14 protein-coding genes and 1 tRNA gene are annotated in these 18,376 nt (G+C 66.2%); 6 read left to right on the top strand and 9 right to left on the bottom strand.

Going from position 1 to position 18,376, the window contains the following annotated elements:
- Positions 1 to 126: 126 nt before the first annotated feature.
- The 3 genes from B2V17_RS03310 to B2V17_RS03300 all read left to right on the top strand — a co-directional run bounded on the left by B2V17_RS03310 (position 127) and on the right by B2V17_RS03300 (position 1,974).
- Positions 127 to 212: transfer RNA gene (locus B2V17_RS03310), tRNA-Tyr, on the top strand.
- A 69-nt stretch (positions 213 to 281) separates the two neighbouring features.
- Positions 282 to 1,082, top strand: coding sequence for a 23S rRNA (guanosine(2251)-2'-O)-methyltransferase RlmB (gene rlmB, locus B2V17_RS03305; RefSeq protein ID WP_292995166.1), 801 nt, complete (start codon positions 282 to 284; stop codon positions 1,080 to 1,082).
- Between the two features lie 13 nt (positions 1,083 to 1,095).
- Entirely contained in the window at positions 1,096 to 1,974 is an 879-nt protein-coding gene (locus B2V17_RS03300) for a hypothetical protein (RefSeq protein ID WP_292995164.1), read from the top strand.
- Between the two features lie 6 nt (positions 1,975 to 1,980).
- Here the strand turns inward: B2V17_RS03300 and B2V17_RS03295 are convergent, their stop codons facing one another.
- Positions 1,981 to 2,862 (bottom strand): energy transducer TonB, encoded by an 882-nt coding sequence (locus B2V17_RS03295; RefSeq protein WP_292995162.1) that lies wholly within the window; start codon positions 2,860 to 2,862, stop codon positions 1,981 to 1,983.
- Positions 2,863 to 3,012: 150 nt separating this feature from the next.
- Between B2V17_RS03295 and argJ the strand changes: the two genes are divergently transcribed.
- Genes argJ through B2V17_RS03280 form a run of 3 tightly spaced genes read left to right on the top strand, consistent with a single transcriptional unit; the run spans position 3,013 to position 5,655 of the window.
- A complete protein-coding gene (gene argJ / locus B2V17_RS03290) occupies positions 3,013 to 4,239 on the top strand; it encodes a bifunctional glutamate N-acetyltransferase/amino-acid acetyltransferase ArgJ (RefSeq protein WP_292995160.1) in 1,227 nt (408 codons plus the stop codon).
- 4 nt (positions 4,240 to 4,243) lie between these two features.
- Positions 4,244 to 4,852 carry a glutathione S-transferase family protein gene (locus tag B2V17_RS03285; RefSeq protein ID WP_292995158.1) on the top strand — a complete coding sequence of 203 codons (609 nt, stop codon included), beginning with the start codon at positions 4,244 to 4,246 and terminating at the stop codon, positions 4,850 to 4,852.
- Positions 4,849 to 5,655 carry an inositol monophosphatase family protein gene (locus tag B2V17_RS03280; RefSeq protein WP_292995156.1) on the top strand — a complete coding sequence of 269 codons (807 nt, stop codon included), beginning with the start codon at positions 4,849 to 4,851 and terminating at the stop codon, positions 5,653 to 5,655. The genes B2V17_RS03285 and B2V17_RS03280 overlap by 4 nt, the downstream gene beginning before the upstream one ends.
- Before the next feature lie 86 nt (positions 5,656 to 5,741).
- Here the strand turns inward: B2V17_RS03280 and trxA are convergent, their stop codons facing one another.
- The 8 genes from trxA to ahcY form a co-directional block, all read right to left on the bottom strand.
- Positions 5,742 to 6,062: a thioredoxin gene (gene trxA, locus B2V17_RS03275; RefSeq protein WP_292995154.1), complete on the bottom strand. Its 321-nt coding sequence runs from the start codon at positions 6,060 to 6,062 to the stop codon at positions 5,742 to 5,744.
- A gap of 77 nt (positions 6,063 to 6,139) precedes the next feature.
- Complete coding sequence (addA, locus tag B2V17_RS03270; protein WP_292995152.1) at positions 6,140 to 9,604, bottom strand: double-strand break repair helicase AddA; 3,465 nt, start codon at positions 9,602 to 9,604, stop codon at positions 6,140 to 6,142.
- A complete protein-coding gene (gene addB, locus B2V17_RS03265) occupies positions 9,601 to 12,594 on the bottom strand; it encodes a double-strand break repair protein AddB (RefSeq protein ID WP_292995150.1) in 2,994 nt (997 codons plus the stop codon). Before addB ends, addA begins: the two co-directional genes overlap by 4 nt.
- A complete protein-coding gene (locus B2V17_RS03260; RefSeq protein ID WP_292995148.1) occupies positions 12,584 to 13,297 on the bottom strand; it encodes a nucleotidyltransferase family protein in 714 nt (237 codons plus the stop codon). Before B2V17_RS03260 ends, addB begins: the two co-directional genes overlap by 11 nt.
- A 2-nt stretch (positions 13,298 to 13,299) precedes the next feature.
- Positions 13,300 to 14,283 carry an aminoglycoside phosphotransferase family protein gene (locus B2V17_RS03255; protein ID WP_292995146.1) on the bottom strand — a complete coding sequence of 328 codons (984 nt, stop codon included), beginning with the start codon at positions 14,281 to 14,283 and terminating at the stop codon, positions 13,300 to 13,302.
- The gene (gene tsaE / locus B2V17_RS03250; RefSeq protein WP_292995144.1) at positions 14,280 to 14,723 is read right to left on the bottom strand and encodes a tRNA (adenosine(37)-N6)-threonylcarbamoyltransferase complex ATPase subunit type 1 TsaE; all 444 of its coding nucleotides are present in this window, start codon (positions 14,721 to 14,723) and stop codon (positions 14,280 to 14,282) included. Before tsaE ends, B2V17_RS03255 begins: the two co-directional genes overlap by 4 nt.
- Positions 14,720 to 17,077 carry a sensor histidine kinase gene (locus B2V17_RS03245; protein ID WP_292995142.1) on the bottom strand — a complete coding sequence of 786 codons (2,358 nt, stop codon included), beginning with the start codon at positions 17,075 to 17,077 and terminating at the stop codon, positions 14,720 to 14,722. The genes tsaE and B2V17_RS03245 overlap by 4 nt, the downstream gene beginning before the upstream one ends.
- 70 nt (positions 17,078 to 17,147) lie before the next feature.
- The coding region (ahcY, locus tag B2V17_RS03240) for an adenosylhomocysteinase (protein WP_292995140.1) at positions 17,148 to 18,376 on the bottom strand (1,229 nt) is incomplete at its 5' end.

Genomic DNA, 18,376 nt, shown 5'->3' with positions numbered 1-18,376 from the left:
GTTTCCCGCCCCCGGCAATCGCCCATTGACAGCGCGGCATTGCTTCGCCAAATGCGCGCTTCCTCGGCCGGACGGCTCCTTCGGGAGCGGCACAATCGGGGCGACCCGACACCGGCAAGCTGGTGTGGACAGGTGGCCGAGTGGTTAATGGCAGCAGACTGTAAATCTGCCCGCGAGAGCGTACGGTGGTTCGAATCCACCCCTGTCCACCACCACCCTTCAATCCTTGCCTGCATGGCCCTGCGCTGGCAGGGAAGCGCGATGCACAAGGACTTTCGCTGATGAGCCGCCAAAACGAAGAGAGAAAGGGCAAGGCCCTGCGCGGACGTGCGGGACGAATGAAGGGCGGACGCGGATCGGGTCGGGCCAGCACTGGCGCGGTGCGGCTGTGGGGCCGTCACGCGGTTGAAGCTGCGCTGCTCAACCCGGAACGCCGCCACCGCAAGCTGTGGGCCACCCGCGAAGGCGTGGCCGCGCTCGATGGCGAACTGCCGGCGGATTTCCCGGTCGAATGGGCCTCGCCCGCCGATCTCGCCCGGCTGGTCGCGCGCGATGCCCCGCACCAGGGGCTGGTGCTCGATTGCGATGCGCTCGAAGACGTGTTCCTTGATGAGATGCTCGATGGTGATCCGGCGCACCCGGTGCTGATCCTCGATCAGGTCACCGATCCGCACAATGTCGGCGCGATCCTGCGCTCGGCGGCGGCCTTTGGCGCCCGCGCGGTCGTCACCCAGGATCGCCATTCGCCGCCCGAATCGGGCACGCTGGCCAAGAGCGCTTCGGGCGCGCTTGAGACGGTGCCGTGGGTCCGCGTGGTCAACCTCGCCCGTGCGCTCGATGAACTGGCAGAAGCCGGTTACTGGCGGATCGGGCTCGATGGCGAAGGCACGGCTACCCTGAGCGAAGCCCTGCCCGCCGGCCCGGTCGCGCTGGTTTTGGGGGCCGAAGGCGAAGGCATGCGCCACAACATCCAACAGCATTGCGATGTGATCGCTCGACTGCCGATTTCCAGCGCCATAGAAAGCCTCAATGTATCGAATGCGGCCGCGATCGCGCTCTATGCGATCGCTACCCGCGCCTGACAGGGGGAAACCGATGAACCGTCCGACCAACCTTCGCCGTCTGGCCGCCGCGGGCCTCACCGCCGCACTCAGCCTGCTGCTGACCGCCTGCCTGGTCAGCCCCGGCAAGTTCGAAGCCGCGCTCGATCTGCGCAAGGGCGGCGCATTCAGCTATTCCTACAAGGGCGAGATTTTCGTGCTGGGCCTGTCCGAGCTCATGAAGGTGGCTGACAAGGCCGATGCAGGCAAGTTCGAACCCTCGGCCTGCTACGCCGATGACGACATGGCGAAGGAACGCCCCTGCACCAAGGAAGAACTGGCCGAGCAGGAGGAAAACTGGAACGCCGACCAGAAGAGCCAGGCCGAAAAGAAGAAGAAGGACATGGAAATGGCCAAGGCCATGCTCGGCGGAATTGACCCGACCGATCCCAAGGCCGCCGAAGAGCTCGCCGCCCGCCTGCGCCGCCAGGCCGGGTGGAACAGCGTGGTCTACAAGGGCAACGGGATCTATCAGGTCGACTTCAGCGTCAGCGGGCAGCTGAGCTATGACTTTGCCTTCCCGACGATGGAAAAGATGCCGCAGATTGCCCCGTTCTTCGTGCTCAACCGCCGCGCCGATGGTTCGGTTCGGCTCGATTCGCCGGGGTTGGCAGCGGACAATACCGGGATGGCCGGCGGATTCGGCTCGCTCGCGCAGATGATCGCCGCCGAGAAGGGCAGCACCGAGGCTCAGGACGGCATGCCAAACCTGCCGCAGATCGACGGCAAGTTCGTGCTGACCACCGACGGCGAAATCCTGGCCAATAACACCGACGAAGGCCCCAAGCCCGCACCCAACGGCAAGCGCCTGGAATGGACCATCACCCCGCGCGACAAGGCCGGGCCGATGGCGCTGATCGGGCTGGGGAAGTAGCGCCTGCTAGCGCCGCTTCTTTTTGGCCGGTGCCTTTGCTGCGCCGGGCAGACTGACGCCAAGCGCCATGCGCACCGTGCGCGCGACCGGTTGACCGGCGGCATTGCGGTAGACCGGGAAAACCAAGTCGTAGTCGCACGGCATTGACCAAGGCATGAACTCAGCCGGGTCAGGGCCGGAAACAAGCAGGCAATTGCTGGCGCGTCCATCCGTTTCGACGGTGAAGGTAATCACGCTCTGCCCCGGCATCGGATGCTTTTGCATGGCAAGCGTTTCGCTCGTCACGGGATCGGCAGCAGGAATGATCCATCGCACCCGCGATGCAAAGGTCCCTGTGGTCGGCTTGCCATTATCATCCAGCGCCGGTTTGAACTGGGCCCGCCGGGATACCAATGCACAGGTTGTGGCATCGAGATCCGGTGAACCCGAACTGGCCGTGATCGCGCATTGGCCGACCAAGCCATCCGGCTTGACCAAAACCCGGAACGCCACTGTCCCTTCTCTCTCCTCACGCAAAGCTCTGGAAGGATAGTCATTGGTCGTAACCCAATAGCCGGGGTTCCCGGTTGGGACCGCGGGTCTGGCCTTTTCCCACGAGGAGATATCGACCGCCGGAACCGGCGGCGGGACAGCAACTTGCGGCGATGCAGCCGGTGGCGGCGAAACAGGTATCGTCCGGTCCTGCGCCCCTGCACTTCCCGAAATTACGACCACTGCGCCAGACAGCAAAATCAAATTGCGCACTCTACCATCCCTCAAAGCAATCAATAGCTTCGAGCCTAACAATCCCGCAGGCAAGCGCAAGCGAACGATCAGTGGGAAACCACTGGCGGCTGTGCGTTGTCTTTCGGCAGGAACCGGTCGGGCCTGAACATTCAGGTCAAGCAATCTACGCTCCACTGGCGGGGATTGCTTGTCCCGGTCCAGCGGCCAGGCCTTGTTGAGGTCGCAGGACGCGGCCGAGCGAACCTTGTCTTGCCAGCTGCCCCGCTCGGCAACCCACTTGCCCCCCGCCCCCGGCGATCCTAAGGCCCGGCCATGGCCCACACTGTATCGCCGCTCGCCCGTCCCTTTCCCGCCATGCCGCCGATCGGCGGCGTCACGCTGCGCGTCGCGCGCGCGGGCTACAAGGACTGGGGCCGCTGCGACCTGACCTATGTCGAGCTGGCAGAGGGTACCGCGGTGGCGGGGGTGTTCACCCGCAACGTCTGCTGTTCAAGCGAGGTCGAACTTGGCCGCGCCAATGTGGCGCAAGGCCGTGCGCGGGCGCTGGTGGTCAATGCCGGCAATTCCAACGCCTTCACCGGCTATCGCGGGCGTGAGGCGGTCGAGCAGATCATGGGCCAGGTCGCGACGCATCTGGGCTGCGGTTCCAAGCAGGTGTTCGTCTCCTCCACCGGGGTGATCGGCGTGCCCTTGCCCAAGGACAAGGCCCGCGCCGGCATCGAAGCTGCGCTGCAAGCCGAACCCTGCACCTGGGAGGATGCCGCGAATACCATCGGCACCACCGACACCTTTGCCAAGGGGGCGATGGCCAAGGCCATGGTTGGCGGCAAGACCGTGACGCTGACGGCGATCATCAAGGGCAGCGGGATGATCGCGCCCGACATGGCGACCATGCTGGGCTACATCTTCACCGATTGCGCAGTGGCACCCGCTTATCTTCAGCGCCTGCTGAGCGAGGCCAACCAGCGCACTTTCAGCTGCATCACGGTCGACAGCGACACCTCGACCAGCGACACAGTGCTGGCCTTTGCCACCGGCGCGGCCGGAAACGCCGAACTGACCGGCGATGACAGCCCCGGCGCCGACGCCTTTGCCGCCGCGCTGGAGGATGTCTGCCGCCAGCTTGCCCACCTGGTGGTGCGCGATGGTGAGGGAGCACAGAAGTTCATCGCGGTGACCGTCAGCGGCGCAGTCAGCGACGAAAGCGCGCGGCGGGTCGGCCTCGCGATCGCCAATTCGCCGCTGGTCAAGACCGCGATCGCCGGGGAAGACGCCAACTGGGGCCGCGTGGTGATGGCCGTGGGCAAGGCCGGCGAACCGGCCGACCGCGACCGGCTCTCGATCGGTTTCGGCGGAACCTGGGCCGCGCGCGACGGACAGCCGCTGACCGACTACGACGAGGCCCCGGTTACCGCGCACCTCAAGGGGCAGGACATCTGCATCGAGATCGATCTTGGCCTCGGCGATGGCCGCGCGACAGTCTGGACCTGCGATCTCACCCACGGCTACATTTCGATCAACGCAGACTATCGGAGCTAGTTTGATGCTTACGATCTGGGGGCGGCTAAACTCTCACAACGTCAAAAAGATTGCCTGGGCAGCAATTGAGATGGGCATTCCCCATCGGCGCATCGATATCGGCGGCAAGTTTGGATTTACGCCAGAATACCTCGCCATGAACCCAAACCGCATGATCCCGACAATCGAAGACGACGGGTTCATCCTCTGGGAATCGAACGCTATCCTGCGTTACCTGACGCACAAATATGCCCCAGCCCTGACATCAGCCGATCCGCAGCAGCGCGCAGCCGCTGATAAATGGATGGATTGGCAATTCCACTATGCCGATGCCCAGCGCGATGCCTTTGTCGGACTCGTCCGACTGGCGCCCGAGCAACGCAACCGTGATGCGATTGCCCGATCAGCGGAAGCCTGTGGCGCGATGATGCGGATCCTCGATACCGAACTCGCCCGGCAACCCTGGCTATCAGGACCAAACTTCGGCATCGCTGATATTCCGATGGGTGTTTATGCCCATACGTTCCATTCGCTGGAAATCGGTCGCCCCGAATTGCCGCATCTGTCGGATTGGTACGCGCGATTGCAGCTGCGAGATGGTTATCGCGACACTGTGATGATCCCGTTGACATGAACACCAAGTCGTTAACCGGCGATCTTCAGGCGTTGATGCAGCGCGCCGCACGCGAAGCAATCATGCCGCGTTACCAGAGCCTCGCCGCGCACGAGATTGACGCCAAGGCGGCCGACGATGTCGTCACCATTGCCGACAAGGAGGCCGAACTGATTCTGGCCGAGGGTCTGGCCTGGCTGCTGCCCGAAGCGGCGATCGTCGGCGAGGAAGCGACCCATGCCGATCCAGCCCTGCTCGACCGGCTGGGCGATGCGCTTTGCTGGATTATCGATCCCGTCGACGGGACCAACAACTTCGCCGCCGGCAAGCCGCCGTTCGGGATTATGGTGGCGCTGAGCGAGCGCGGGGAAACCGTGGCGGGTTGGATCCTCGATCCGCTGAGCGGGCGACTATGCCATGCGCATCGCGGAGGTGGAGCGTGGATCGGGGACGAGCGCATCACGGCTCGGTCCACCGGACTAGCTCCGCCAATTGCGGCGATCAGCCTGGTCTTCATGGACCCGGCCCGGCGCGCGGCGATGAAGGCCCACATCGCGCCGCATTACAGTCTGGTCGATATCCCGCGCTGCGCTGCCGAGCAGTATCCCAGGCTGGTGCTGGGCACCAACGATGTCTCGATCTTCGAACGCACCCTGGCCTGGGATCACGCGGCAGGGGTGCTGTTCGTCAACGAGGCTGGCGGCAAGGCGGCACGACCCGACGGCAGCGCCTATAGGGTGGACGAAGCGCACTTGCCGGGCCTGATCGGCGCGGCGAGCGAGGCGCTGTGGGACGATCTCGCCCAGCGCCTGGCGCAGCTCTAGCCCACCCCGCTGCGACCAGCCTCACCGCGTTCGGCAAGTCTCGCTCCCCTCCCGCAAGCAGGAGGGGTTGGGAGTGCGCAAGTTGGTTACAGGACGCTTTCCAGCCAGCCCTTGAGCTGGCTCTTGGGCGCGGCGCCGAGCTTTTGGGCGACCGGCTGGCCATCCTTGAACAGGATCATCAGCGGGATCGACTGCACGCCGAACTGCGCCGAAACATCGGTGTTTTCCATGATGTCGACCTTGGCGATGATCACCTTGTCGGCCAGTTCCTCGCTGATTTCCTCCAGCGCCGGGGCAATCATCTTGCAGGGGCCGCACCAGTCGGCCCAGAAATCGACCAGCACGGGCTTGTCGGACTTGAGCACATCGGCATCGAAACTGGCATCGGTTACGGCTTTGGTCGCCATCGGGAATCTCCTTTAAGGTCTTGCTGCCAATCTAGGCGCACGCGCGCCGATGGCAACGGGCAGCGCGGAAAAGAAAGCTAGGCCTTGGGCAACCCTTGCTTGTGCAGCGCCAGCAGCTCGTCCGGGATCTCGAGCAGCATCGGCACCTGGGTGTAGAGCAGCGCCGCTTCGACCCGGCGGCCCGGATAGGCCGCCTCCAACGCGGCGGCATAGGCCGCCATTTGGCGCAGGATCGAAACCGGCACCTCGTCGAGCCCGGCAGGCGGACGCCGCGCGGTCTTGAAATCGACCAAGCGGATCCGTTCACCCTCGATCAGCAAGCGGTCGATCGTCCCGGCAATCACCTGCCCGCCAACCGTTGCGGCCACCGGCACTTCAGCCAGTGCGCCCGGTGCGAACAGGTCGGCCCAGCCCTTGTGCTCGAGCACGCGGATTGCCGAAGCGGCAAGCTCGGTCCGCGCCGGAGCATCGAGATCGGCGGCAGCCCGCGCCAGCCAGGTCTGCGCGGCAGCCTTGCGCGCATCCGGCGCCACTTCGGGCAGGCGCTCGAGCAGGCGGTGCAGCAGCACCCCGCGCCGCGCAGCGGCAGCACCGGCTCCGGGCGGATAGGGCGGATCGGCATCGCGATCTTCGCCCAGCGAAGACGGCGCCAGCGGGCGCGGCGGACGCGGCTCGTCGGGCGCACGCCGCTCGGCCCATGGCGGCAGCAGGGCAAGCTCACCGCCCTGCCCCTTGTCCGCCGGAGCGGGGATCGCCGGCGCGCTGCCATGAACCTTGACCGCATCCCACAGCGGGTCGCTTTGCCAATCGCCATCGAACAGCGGTTCCAGCCGGGCATACCAGCTGTCCGGATTGGGCTCCTTGTCCTTGCCGCCCAGCGCCCCGCCGATGAACAGCGCTTCCTCGGCCCGGGTCATCGCGACGTAGAGCAGGCGCCAGTGCTCCTGCATCTCTTCGAGTTCGATCTGCGCCTTGGCTTCGGCGATCGGACCGACCGTCTCATGCTTGCGCAGGCCGGGCAGCGGTATGGTCTTGCCGCTGCGTTCGTCCTTGAGGTCCAGCGCGGAGCCGCGCGCGGCGTGCGGATTGTCCGCCGCGTCGGCCAAGATCACGATCGGCGCTTGCAGCCCCTTGGAGCCGTGGACCGTCATCACCCGCACCTCGTCGCGGTTCTTGCCCGCTTCGCGCTTCAGCTCGCCCTCGCCGGCGTCGAACCAGCGGATGAAGGTATTGAGGCTTGGCACCGAACTGGCCGCAAAGGCGCTGGCGGCGTTGAGCAGTTCGTCGATCGGATCGTTGGCCTCACTGCCTAGCCGTGCGACAAGTTTGCGGCGGCCTTGCCAGGGCCCGGCCAGGATCCAATGGAGCAGCACCTGCGGCGGATCGAAATCGGCAATCCGCAGCAGATCGCCGAGCTGGTCCCAGGTCTGCGCGACCAATGGCTCGCTCCGGCTCTTGCGCAGATGCTCGAACAGGCGGACACCCTCGGGCCGCCAGCCGTGGCGCAGCAGGTCGTCCTGGCTCCACCCGATCAAGGGCGATACCAGCAGGCAGGCTAGGTTGAGGTCGTCCAGCGGCTGGGCGGCAAAGCGCAGCGCCGCCATCAGATCGCGTACCGCCAGCGGCGCCGCTAGCCGCAGCCGGTCAACCCCCGCAACCGCCACCCCGGCGGCATGGAGGCGTGCGACGATCAGCCCGGCCAGTTCCTTGCGCTTGCGAACCAGCACCATGACATCGCCGGGCATGGCGCGGCGGGCCTTGCCGGGATCCTGACCCTTGACCAGCGGAAAGCCGTTATCCTGCCAGGCGCGGACCTGCCGGGCGATCCGGTCGGCCAGTTGCCGGTCGCTACGCGAAAGCCAGCCTTCGTCGCCCTCTTCCGGTGCCTCGGCGGGATCGGTTTCCAGTCCGTCCGACGCGCCCAGCACGCGCCAGAATACCACCTGGCCGGGCCGATCCTGGCCCTTGTGTGGTTCGGCCGGCTTGCTCAGCCCGAAGCCTTCGTGGCCGATATTGCTGATGGCCCGGTCGACGAATTCGAGGATTTCGGTTGCGGTGCGGTAGCTCTGGCCCAGATCAAGGTCACGCAGCTCGCGGGCTGCTAAATTCTGCCGCAGTGCGCCAAGGTTCTCGGCAGCCCCGGCCATCTTGCCGCGGACTGTCTCCTTGGCCTTGGCGAAATTCTCCGGGCTGGTGCCCTGAAAGCGGAAGATCGCCTGCTTGTAGTCGCCGACCACGAACAGCGTGCGCAGCTTGTCGGCATGGGCACCTTCGCCGGCGAAGAAATCCCCGGTCAGCGCGTCGATGATCTGCCACTGCGCCTCATTGGTATCCTGCGCCTCGTCGACCAGCACGTGGTCGAAACGGCGATCGAGCTTGTAGCGGATCCATTCGGACAGTTCGCCGCGGGTCAACAGCGCGGCGGCCTGGCGGATCTGGTCATCGAAATCGATAAACCCGGCGCGGGCCTTTGCCTCGTCCCATTTCAGCGAGAAGGCCCGCCCCACTTGCAGCGCGGGGGTGAGGAAGTCGGCCAGTTCGAGTAGGGCGCGGCGATCCGATACTGCGCGGCTGCTGGCCAGAACGGCTAACGCCGCGTCCTCGAAATGCTCTTCGAATTTGCCGACATAGCGCAGGTTCTTGGGCGCATCCTCCAGCGTGAACAGCAAGCGGTGAAGCTCGCCAAGGCTGGCCAGACGATCGGCAGGACCAGCCAAAAGCCAGGTCGCTATCGCCGCACTTACAGTTTGCCCGGTTGCCGCGCCCCATTGGCGATAGGCCGCCAGACAGCACTCCAGCGCGTCGGTATCGAATACCCCGTCGCTGCACAGGTCGAGCAGGTCTTCATCGCTGGCCTCACTCGGCAAGCCGATCAGCCGCATCACCCCGGCGCGCATCGGAGGCTGCCACCCGGACGGGTCTTCCCAGGCCTCGCGGGCCTTGGCGCAGCGCAGCAGCCAGCCGGGAACCCGGTCCGGCCCCATCCGGATCGAGAGCTTCTCCAGTGCCGAAAGCGTGGCGACGTCATTGCCGCGCTCGGCCTCCAGCAGCATATCAGCCAGGACTTCGCGCAGCAGCAGATCGCGGTCGCGATCTTCCATTGCCTTTACCCCAGGCAGCAGCCCGGCTTCGCTGGGAAAGGCCGAGAGCAGCCATTGCGCAAAGGCGTGGATCGTATCGATCCGCAGGCCGCCACCAGGGCAATCGAGCACTTCGGCGAACAGGCGGCGGGCGCGTTGCAATGTCTCGGGGCCATAATCGGCACCGATCGCCTTCAGGTCGGAAGCCAGCGCGATCTCGTCTGCCCTGACCCAACGCGCCAGCACCTCGTTGATCCGGGTCGCCATTTCGGTCGCCCCGGCCTTGGTGAAGGTCAGGCACAGGATCTGCTCAGGCCGGACATCGTCCTGCAGCAGCAGCCGCAGCACCCGGGCCGAGAGGACCTGGGTCTTGCCGGTCCCGGCCGAGGCGGAGAGCCAGACAACTTCGCCCGGATCGACCGCCGGGTGCTGCTGATCGGTCAGCGGGAACAGCCGGCTCATGCTCCCACCTCTCCGCGTGCATGCCACTCATCGAGCCGCATCAGCTGGTCGTAATCGTTGAAGCCGCCGAGGTCGGGATTGAGCCGCGCGGTGAAGGGTTCGTTGCCCTTGATCCAGAGATCGATCGCCTCACGCAGATAGCGTTCGGTCTCGGCGAGGAATTCGGCCCGCGGCAGGCCCGACTTCTTGCGGCCTTCGAGCACCGGTTCAAAGCAATAGCCGAACTCGGTCTCGCTCTTGTCGCTCTTGCCCAGCGACCAGTATTCGAAACCGTCTGGCTTGCCGCTGACACCGGCAAAGCCGCCATTGGCGGCGATCAGCCCCAGCGAGCCAAGCTGGAGCGCGAAGCCGTTCTGCACCTGCGACCCGGTCGGCGGGGCGCCGGTCTTGTAATCGACCACCACCAGGCTGCCGTCTGCCTGGCGGTCGATCCGGTCGGCTCGCCCATGGACTCGAACCCCGGACAGGACCATCTCTCCCTTGATCTCGCTGGCCAGCACCGCGCGGCCTTCCGCGCTGTCGCGGGCGATCTGGGCATCGATCCATTCCAGCCCGCGCGACAGCCGCGGCCACCACAGACCGCGCACCAGCGGGTGGGCCTGCATCTCCGCCAGTTCCTCGGAGGCGAGTGCGAGCAGTTCCCCGGCCCGGCCACCGGCCTTGTGCCAGCGGTCCATCACCGCATGGACCACAGTGCCCTTCCACGCCGCGCTGGGATCGGCGTCAAGCGGATCGAGCGCGCGCAGCCGCAGGATTGCGGAAGCATAGAACTGATAGGGATCGCCGCGCAGGCGGTCGATCGCGGTCACCGCCAGCGCCACGTCGCGCTGCGCCGCGCTCGGGCGTGGCTGCGGGCGGGGATAGGCGGGCAGCTGCGGCAAATGATCGATTGCCCGGGCAAGATCGAGTGCCTGGCTCTCGCGGTGGGTGTCCGCCAGTTCGCCCAGCATCGCCTGAACCCTCAGCACAAAGCGGCTGGGAATTACCGGGCCAGCTTCGTCGCGCTGCGACCAGCTCAGCACCACTTCGGGCGCGCCGAGCGCCCCGGCCAGATCATGCGCGGCAAGCCCGATCCGGAACTCGCCGCCCGGAACGCCGAGCGCGCGCAGCACTGGCGGCGGAAGGCTGGGCTCCGGGCTAGGCGTGGCCGGCCAGCTGCCTTCTGTCAGTCCGGCGCAAATCACCAGATCGGCTCGGCTCATCCGCGCCTCAAGCAGGCCGTAGATCGCGACCCGCGGGTGCCCGCCCCACGGCGGACGGACCGAGACCCGGTCCATCGCATCGCGCAGTACGGCCGGCAGATCCTTGATCGAGAGCCGGAGCCCGTTGCCTTCTGCGGCTGCGCGCAGTTCTTCCAGCCAGGCCGACAGCGCGCGGCCATCAGCCTCGCCCCACAACCGCTCTCCGCAGAAAGCTTCGGCCGCAGCGGCGAGCAGACCGAGGGCTTCGCCCAGGCCGATCTCGTCACCTTCAACCAGCAGCGACGCGAGCACCTGCTCGACCCCGTCCCACCATTCGGCGATCGAGGCGCCGTGGCCGCACCGTTCCTGTTCGCGAATGATGTCGCGCAGCGGTGCCAGGCCCGGCGAGATCCGCGGACCGCGCAGCGCCAGATCGAGCGCACGGGCATTGTCGAGCCAGGCCGCGCGGCCTTCACCTGCCCCGGCCAGCGGATGGGTCAGCAGCGCCAGCAGCGGGACCGGCCCGGCCTGGTCGGCGGCCACTTCGGCCAGTAGCAACAGCACCCGCCCGGCCGCTGTCTGCGGCAGCGGGCGACCAGCGGTATCGTCGGCGACCACGTCCCAGCGCTTGAGGTGCGCGATGACCCTTGTAGCCAGTCCCCGGTCGGGAGTGATCAGCGCGACGCGTTTGTCCGGCACTTCCAGCGTCTGGCGAATCAGCAGCGCCAGCGCCTGCGCCTCCTCGCCGGGGTGGGCGCATTCCATCAGCCGCACGCCGCTCAACCGGCGCTGCTCGGGCTTCAGACTGACCCAGCCCGCGCTGCCTTCGGGCGGCAGGAACAGGTTGGAGATCGCCTTGCTCCGCTCGGGCGGCGCGGAGGCCATCCCGGCGCGGTGCCAGGGATCGACCTCTTCGCGGTTCACGTCCATCCGGTTCAGCAGCAGCTTCAGGTGATACTGCGGATGCGCCAGGGCATCGCGCTCCCCGAAAGGCGCTTGGCCTTCGGCCGAAGGAATTCCGGCGCTGCCCAGCGATTGCCAGACCGCCTCATCGAGCGAGAGGTCGAGATCGGGCAGGATCACCGCGCCTTGCGGCAATTCCGCCACCACCCGCAGCAGCCTTGCCAAAGCCGGAGAGGCACTGGTGACCCCTGCCGCCACGATCGGGTGCGGCGGCGGCGATGCCCGCCAGCGCTGCGCGGCATGTTCGAAAAGAAGGTTACGGCGGGTCGGCGGATCGACTTCGCCGCGCGCAGCCAGTTCGGCCAGCCAGCGTGCCTGGACCCGCGCGAAGGTGCGGGTGGCATCCTGCCAATGCCCGGCCAGTTCACCGACGATCCCGGCAATCCGTTCCTGCAACAGGTCGCCCAGCTCCAGCCCCTCGACCGCCAGACGGTCCATCGTTCGGCCAGTCTCGAAAGCCAGGCGCAGCAGGCCCGGGGCCTTGGGCGCATCCTTGCCCAGCTCGTCACGCAGCAGTTCGGCGAGGCGCAGCCAGCGCGCGGTTGGATCGGAAGCGGGCGGTACATCCGCTCCGGCCCCCAGCGGATCGAGCAGCGGCCCCAGGGTCTCGTCCAGATCGAGGTCACCAACCACCGCCATCCGCGGCAGCAGCATCCCGCCGCCCGAGAGCCGCACGAAGGCCTCGGTCACGATCCGCACCGCGCGGCTGGACGGCAGCAGCAGGGTCAGCCGGGCGAGGCCCAGATCCTTCTCGGCGTAGCGCGGGATCAGCCCGGCCACCAGCGCATCGGCAAAGCCGCGGTGCGCGGCGATCGAATAGACCTGCGGGCCGGGCCTATCCGCCATAGCCCAGCGCGGCCTCGGTCATGGTGATGGCTTCGGGATAGCCTACATCGAACCAGTCGCCCTGGTGGACGATCCCATGGCATCGCCCGGCCGCGATCGCGCGGTTCCAGAAGACGTTGGTCGAGAAGACCTCCGCCGGGGGATCGCACACCACTTTCTTGGCCAGCATCTGGATCCCGGTCCAGACATAGGGCCGCGCCCGCTTTGGCCCTTCGCGCGAAAGGCGCCCCTTGGCATCGAGATCGAAATCGCCCTGCCCCTGGCTGTTCCCGGCCCGCGCGAACGGTACGACCAGCATCAGAACATCCATTCTGGCCGGATCCCAGGCGCGGGCCATCCGCTCAAGCGCATGTTCGGGCGTGTCGGCAAACCAGTTGTCGGCATTGATGCAGAAGAATGGATCATCCGGGATCAGCGGCAAGGCTTTGATCAGCCCGCCTCCGGTATCGCGCAGCAAGTCGCGCTCGTCGGAAATCACCACGACGAAATCGTCGGCATGGCGCTCGAGATGCTGCTCGATCTGGTCCGCAAAGTAATGGACGTTGACGACGATCCGACCGACCCCGGCACCGCGCAACAGATCGAGCACGTGGTCAAGCAGAGTGGTGCCCGCCACTTCTACCAACGGCTTGGGCTTGCTGGCGGTCAGCGGCATCATCCGCGTCCCCTTGCCTGCCGCCATCACCATTGCGGTTCCGGGCATGGTCATGGGTTGAACGCGCCGCCCCCCGCTTCGCGAAGCTCGGCCGGCACGTTGGCATCGAACCATGCCGCCACCGGGGCCAGCGCCGGGTGCGTCAGATCGCGTTCCAGAAGCGCCCAGACGCGGGGGATATAGTCGAGGTATCGTGGCTTGCCGTCGCGCTTCCACAGCCGCACAAAGATCCCGACGATCTTGGCGTTGCGCTGCGCGCCGAGCCGGGCGTAGTCGGCCAGGAAATCGTCCCCTGCGCGGGTTCGTTCGACGTAATAATCAAACATCTCCGCCTCCAGCTCGGGCGATACGTCGCGCCGGGCGTCTTGCAGCAGAGAGACCAGGTCATAGGCCGGATGGCCGTTAAGCGCGTCCTGGAAATCGAGCAGCCCCTGCTTGCCGAGCGAACCCAGCAGCATGATGTTTTCGGCGTGATAGTCTCGCAGTACGCAGACCCCGGGACGCTGGCGTGGCAGCATCTCGCCCAGCACCTTTTCCCAGGCCAGAACATAACCCGCACCATCGACAGCCAGGTTCTGCGCTGAACAGTACCATTCGGTGAACAGCCTAGCCTCGCGGACATATTCGCTCATCGAATAGTCCAGAAACGGCCCCGGCGGCAGGCGGTGCAGGGTAATCAGCGCATCGATCGCGGCGCGATAGATTTCGGCTTCATCAGCCGGCCAATCGTCGAGGTATTCGCGCATCCGGATGTCGCCGAAATCCTCCAGCAAAACGAGTCCGCGCGCAGCATCCTCAGCCAGGATATGCGGTGCGCGCATTCCGTTCGCGTCAAGCCACTTGGCCGCGCGGAGGAACGGCTGCGGATCTTCCTGCGGCGGCGGGGCATCCATCAGCATCGCGGTCTTCTCGCCGCGCCGGATCCGGAAATAGCGACGGAACGAAGCATCGCCCGCCAGCGGCTCGATCTCGGCATCGCTCCAGCCGGCGCTGGCAAGGAATTCGGCAAGGCCGTTGGGAAGATTTTCGCTCATCCCAGCCGCCCTAGCCAATCCGGCCCCGGTTCGACAATCGCAATCCGCCCCGTTTCCGCAGTTTCCAACCGCATCGACAGGCAAGCCGGCTCATGCGCAAAACCGCCCGCCATTTCAGGCCATTCCGCAATCAGGGCGGCACCGCTGCGGTAATCGTCCAGCCCCAGTTCCTCCACCTCTCCAACATGCTTCAGGCGGTAGAAATCGGCGTGGACCAGCGGCAGCCGCAGCGCGGGGGGATCGTAAGTTTCGATGATCGAAAAACTGGGCGACGGCACTTCACCGGTGTGTCCCAGCGCGGCGATGATTGCGCGGGCCAAGGTGGTCTTGCCTGCACCAAGACCGCCTGAAAGTGCCACCACATCGCCGGGTCGCAGCACCTCGGCTATCCGAGCGCCGAAACGCTCCATCGCGGCAAGATCGGGAAGGTCCAAGGTCACGACAATTCGACGAGCGCCGCCGTGCCCTGCCCCGGCTCGCTCATCAGCTCCAGACTGCCGCCATGGGCTTCGATCAGCTGGCGGGCCAGCGGCAGGCCCAGGCCCTGGCGCCGCTCGACTCCCTTGCCATCGGCGCTGACCTTAATCCCTTCGAGCGCGCGGGCCAGCGTCGTCGCGTCCATCCCCGCGCCGTTGTCGGAAATCACGATCCGAGCCTTGCCCTTGTGCACGCCGAGTTCGACCAGCACCCGCCCACCCGGCGGGGTGGCGGCAATGGCATTGTCGATCAAGTGCCCGATCGCCCGGCCAAGGCGGCGCTTGTCGCCCTCGATCCGGCCAGCGCCCTTGTCGCCGCGCAAGTCGAGCGTCAGCCCGGCAGCCTTGATCCGCTCACCCCGATCCTCGACCAGCTTGGTCACGAACGGCAGCAGGTCGATCTCTTCGCGGGCCAGCGGCAGCATTCCAGCTTCGCTTTGTGAGAGGTCGAGTACGGACTCGATCTGCTCACCCAGCCGCTCGACCGAGGACAGGATTGCGCCGACATATTCCTTGCCGCTGTCGGACAGGTCCCCGCCCAGTCCGGCTTCGAGCAATTCGGCAAACCCGCCAATCGAGGTCAGCGGCGTACGGAATTCATAGCTCATGTTGGCAAGAAAACGCGTCTTCATCGCGTCGGCTTCTTCCAGCGCGGCGGCGCGCTGCTTGAGCGCTTCCTCGGCCTTTTGCGAATCGGTGATGTCGAGCACGGTCAGCAAGCCGTTACCATCGGGCAGCGGCACTCCGGCGAATTCGAGAGTCCGCCCATCGTTCAGCACCGCGCGCCCACCAGTCTGCTTGCGGTCCAGCGTCGCGGCGCGGACGACATCGCCGACCGCCTTGACCCGGGTCGGCTTGACCAGACCACGGGCGATCTGTTCGAGCAGGCTCTCGATCCGGGGGTGGGTATCGAGGAACACGTCGTCGAGGCCCCAGTCTGCCGCGAAGCGCCGGTTCCACAATTGCAGCCGCCCGTCAGGTGCAAAGACCGCGACCGATTCGAACAGGCTGTCGAACGTCGCGGTGCGGGTCCGCAGCAAGGTATCGCGCGCGGCGGATAGCTGGAGCTGTTCGGTCCGGTCCTCCGCGATCAGCATCAGCCCGCCATCGGGCAGCGGCTGGGCGACGATCCGCAGGTGCGTGCCATCGGCCAGCATCCAGGCCTCTTCCTGCGCCCCGCTGGCGGTGAACCAGGCTGCCCGCTCGCGCCGCCAGGCCGGAAAATCGCGCGCTTCCGGCACGCGGCCGGCATCGCGGGCCATATCGAGCAGCCGCTCGAACTGCGGCGGATCAAGCATTACCGCGCTCTTCAGCGCAAAGATCCGTTGGAACGGCGGATTGGCGAAGGTCAGCTGACGCTTGGCATCGAACTGCGCGACTCCGGCCGAAAGCTGATCGAGCATCGCCCGCTGGGCATCGCGGAACGCCCGCAGCGAGCGCGAGAGCTCCTCCATTTCCTCGATATCGACCGCATAGCCCGCCACGCCTTCCTGCCCCAACGGCAGGTCCGAAACCCGCAACGCGCGGCGCTGGCCGTCGATCGTAGCGGAGACGATCCGCTCGATCGGCAATTGCTTGGCAGCCGCCTGCATGGCGATCTGGCGCGCGGTCAGCCCATCGACGCTCTCGATCAGTTCGACCCCGGCCTCAGCAACCTGGCGGGCATCCTCGCCGGCGACAGCACGGACATAGGCCTGGTTGACCAGCCGAAGGTCGCCTTCGGGGCCGCGGAACCACATCGGCATCGGTGCGGCCTCGATCAGCCCGACCAGCGCGGCGAAATCATCGCGCGCGCGGGCAGCTTCGTCGCGCAGCTGGACCAGCTCGCTCTCGCTGTCGGAAAAGTCGAACACCCAGACCAGCGCCGCGCCGCCTGGCGAGATCTGCGGGTCGGCCAGATGGCCGCGCAGCGCCAGGCTACGTTTCGAGCCGCGCGGCGTGGCCACCATGCGGAACGGCGCGGCGGTCCGCTGGCAGCGGCGCACCGCTTCGGTCAGTTCGTGGAGTTGCTCGGTGGTCAGTCCGCCGCCGCCGCCGTCGATCCGTCCGCCGTCGAGCTCGGTCAGGAATTGCGGGACCTTCTCCAGTCCCAGCCAGTTGGCCAGCCGCTGCGGCGCCTCGATCTTGCCATCGACCCGCACCAGCAATGGCAAGGCAGGACTTTCATCGACCATCCGCGCCAGCCGCCGGGCATGGCGCTGTCCGGATTCAGCCTGCCGCTCGCGCCGCCGCGCGGCTATAACCGCGATCAGCGCCGCCAGCGTCCAGGCCGCCAGCAGCAGCCCGAGCAGAGCCAGCGCGGTTGGAGTGAACGTCATGGCTTCCAGCTATGCGCGCGCGGCCCGGATTACAACCGGATCGCGCGCACAAGCTGTGGGCGGGAGGCCCTTAGTAGCGATAGTGATCCGGCTTGAACGGACCAGCAGAGGGCACGCCGATATAGTCGGCCTGCTTCTTGCTCAGCGTCGTCAGCTTCACACCCAGCTTTTCGAGGTGCAACGCCGCCACCTTCTCGTCGAGGTGCTTGGGCAACACGTAGACGCGGTTCTCGTACTGGTCATTCTTGGTGAACAGTTCGATCTGGGCCAGCGTCTGGTTGGTGAAGCTGGCCGACATCACGAAGCTGGGGTGGCCGGTGGCGCAGCCCAGGTTGACTAGGCGGCCCTTGGCCAGCACGATGATCTTCTTGCCGTCGGGGAATTCGACCAGGTCGGTGCCCGGCTTCACTTCGGTCCACTTGTAGTTGTCGAGCGCGGCGATCTGGATCTCGCTGTCGAAGTGGCCGATGTTGCAGACGATGCTCATCGGCTTCATCGCCTTCATGTGCTCGGCGGTGATCACGTCTTCGTTGCCGGTGGCGGTAACGAAGATGTCGCAGCGGCTAACCGCTTCTTCCATGGTGACAACCTCATAGCCTTCCATCGCCGCCTGCAACGCGCAGATCGGATCGATTTCGGTGACCATCACCCGCGCGCCACCCTGGCGCAGCGAGGCGGCGGAACCCTTGCCGACATCGCCGAAGCCGGCGACGCAGGCGACCTTGCCGGCCAGCATCACGTCGGTGGCGCGGCGGATCGCGTCGACCAGTGATTCCTTGCAGCCATAGAGGTTGTCGAACTTCGACTTGGTGACCGAATCGTTCACGTTGATCGCGGGGAACGGCAGCTTGCCGTCCTTGGCGATCTGGTACAGCCGGTGGACCCCGGTGGTGGTTTCTTCCGACACGCCCTTGATGTGCGCGACCGAGGCCGAGAGGTAGCCCGGCTTGCGCTTGAGGAATTCCTTGAGCGCGCGGACGAATTCGATTTCCTCGGCATTGCTCGGTTCGAACAGCGGTTCACCCGCTTCGACCCGTGCGCCCCACAGCGCGAACATGGTGGCATCGCCGCCATCATCGAGGATCATGTTCGCGGTGCGGCCGGCGCCGTCGTCCCAATCGAAGATCCGGCCGACATAGTCCCAATACTCGGCCAGGCTTTCGCCCTTGATCGCGAAGACCGGAATGCCCGCAGCGGCGATCGCGGCAGCGGCGTGATCCTGGGTCGAATAAATGTTGCAGGTGGCCCAGCGGACCTCAGCGCCAAGCGCGGTCAGCGTCTCGATCAGCACCGCGGTCT

It is taken from the genome of Novosphingobium sp. UBA6272 (assembly GCF_002440635.1).
In the GTDB taxonomy this organism is placed as follows: Bacteria; Pseudomonadota; Alphaproteobacteria; order Sphingomonadales; family Sphingomonadaceae; genus Novosphingobium.
Note: the sequence above shows the minus strand (reverse complement) of the source record. Positions and strands in the feature narration are given on the sequence as shown.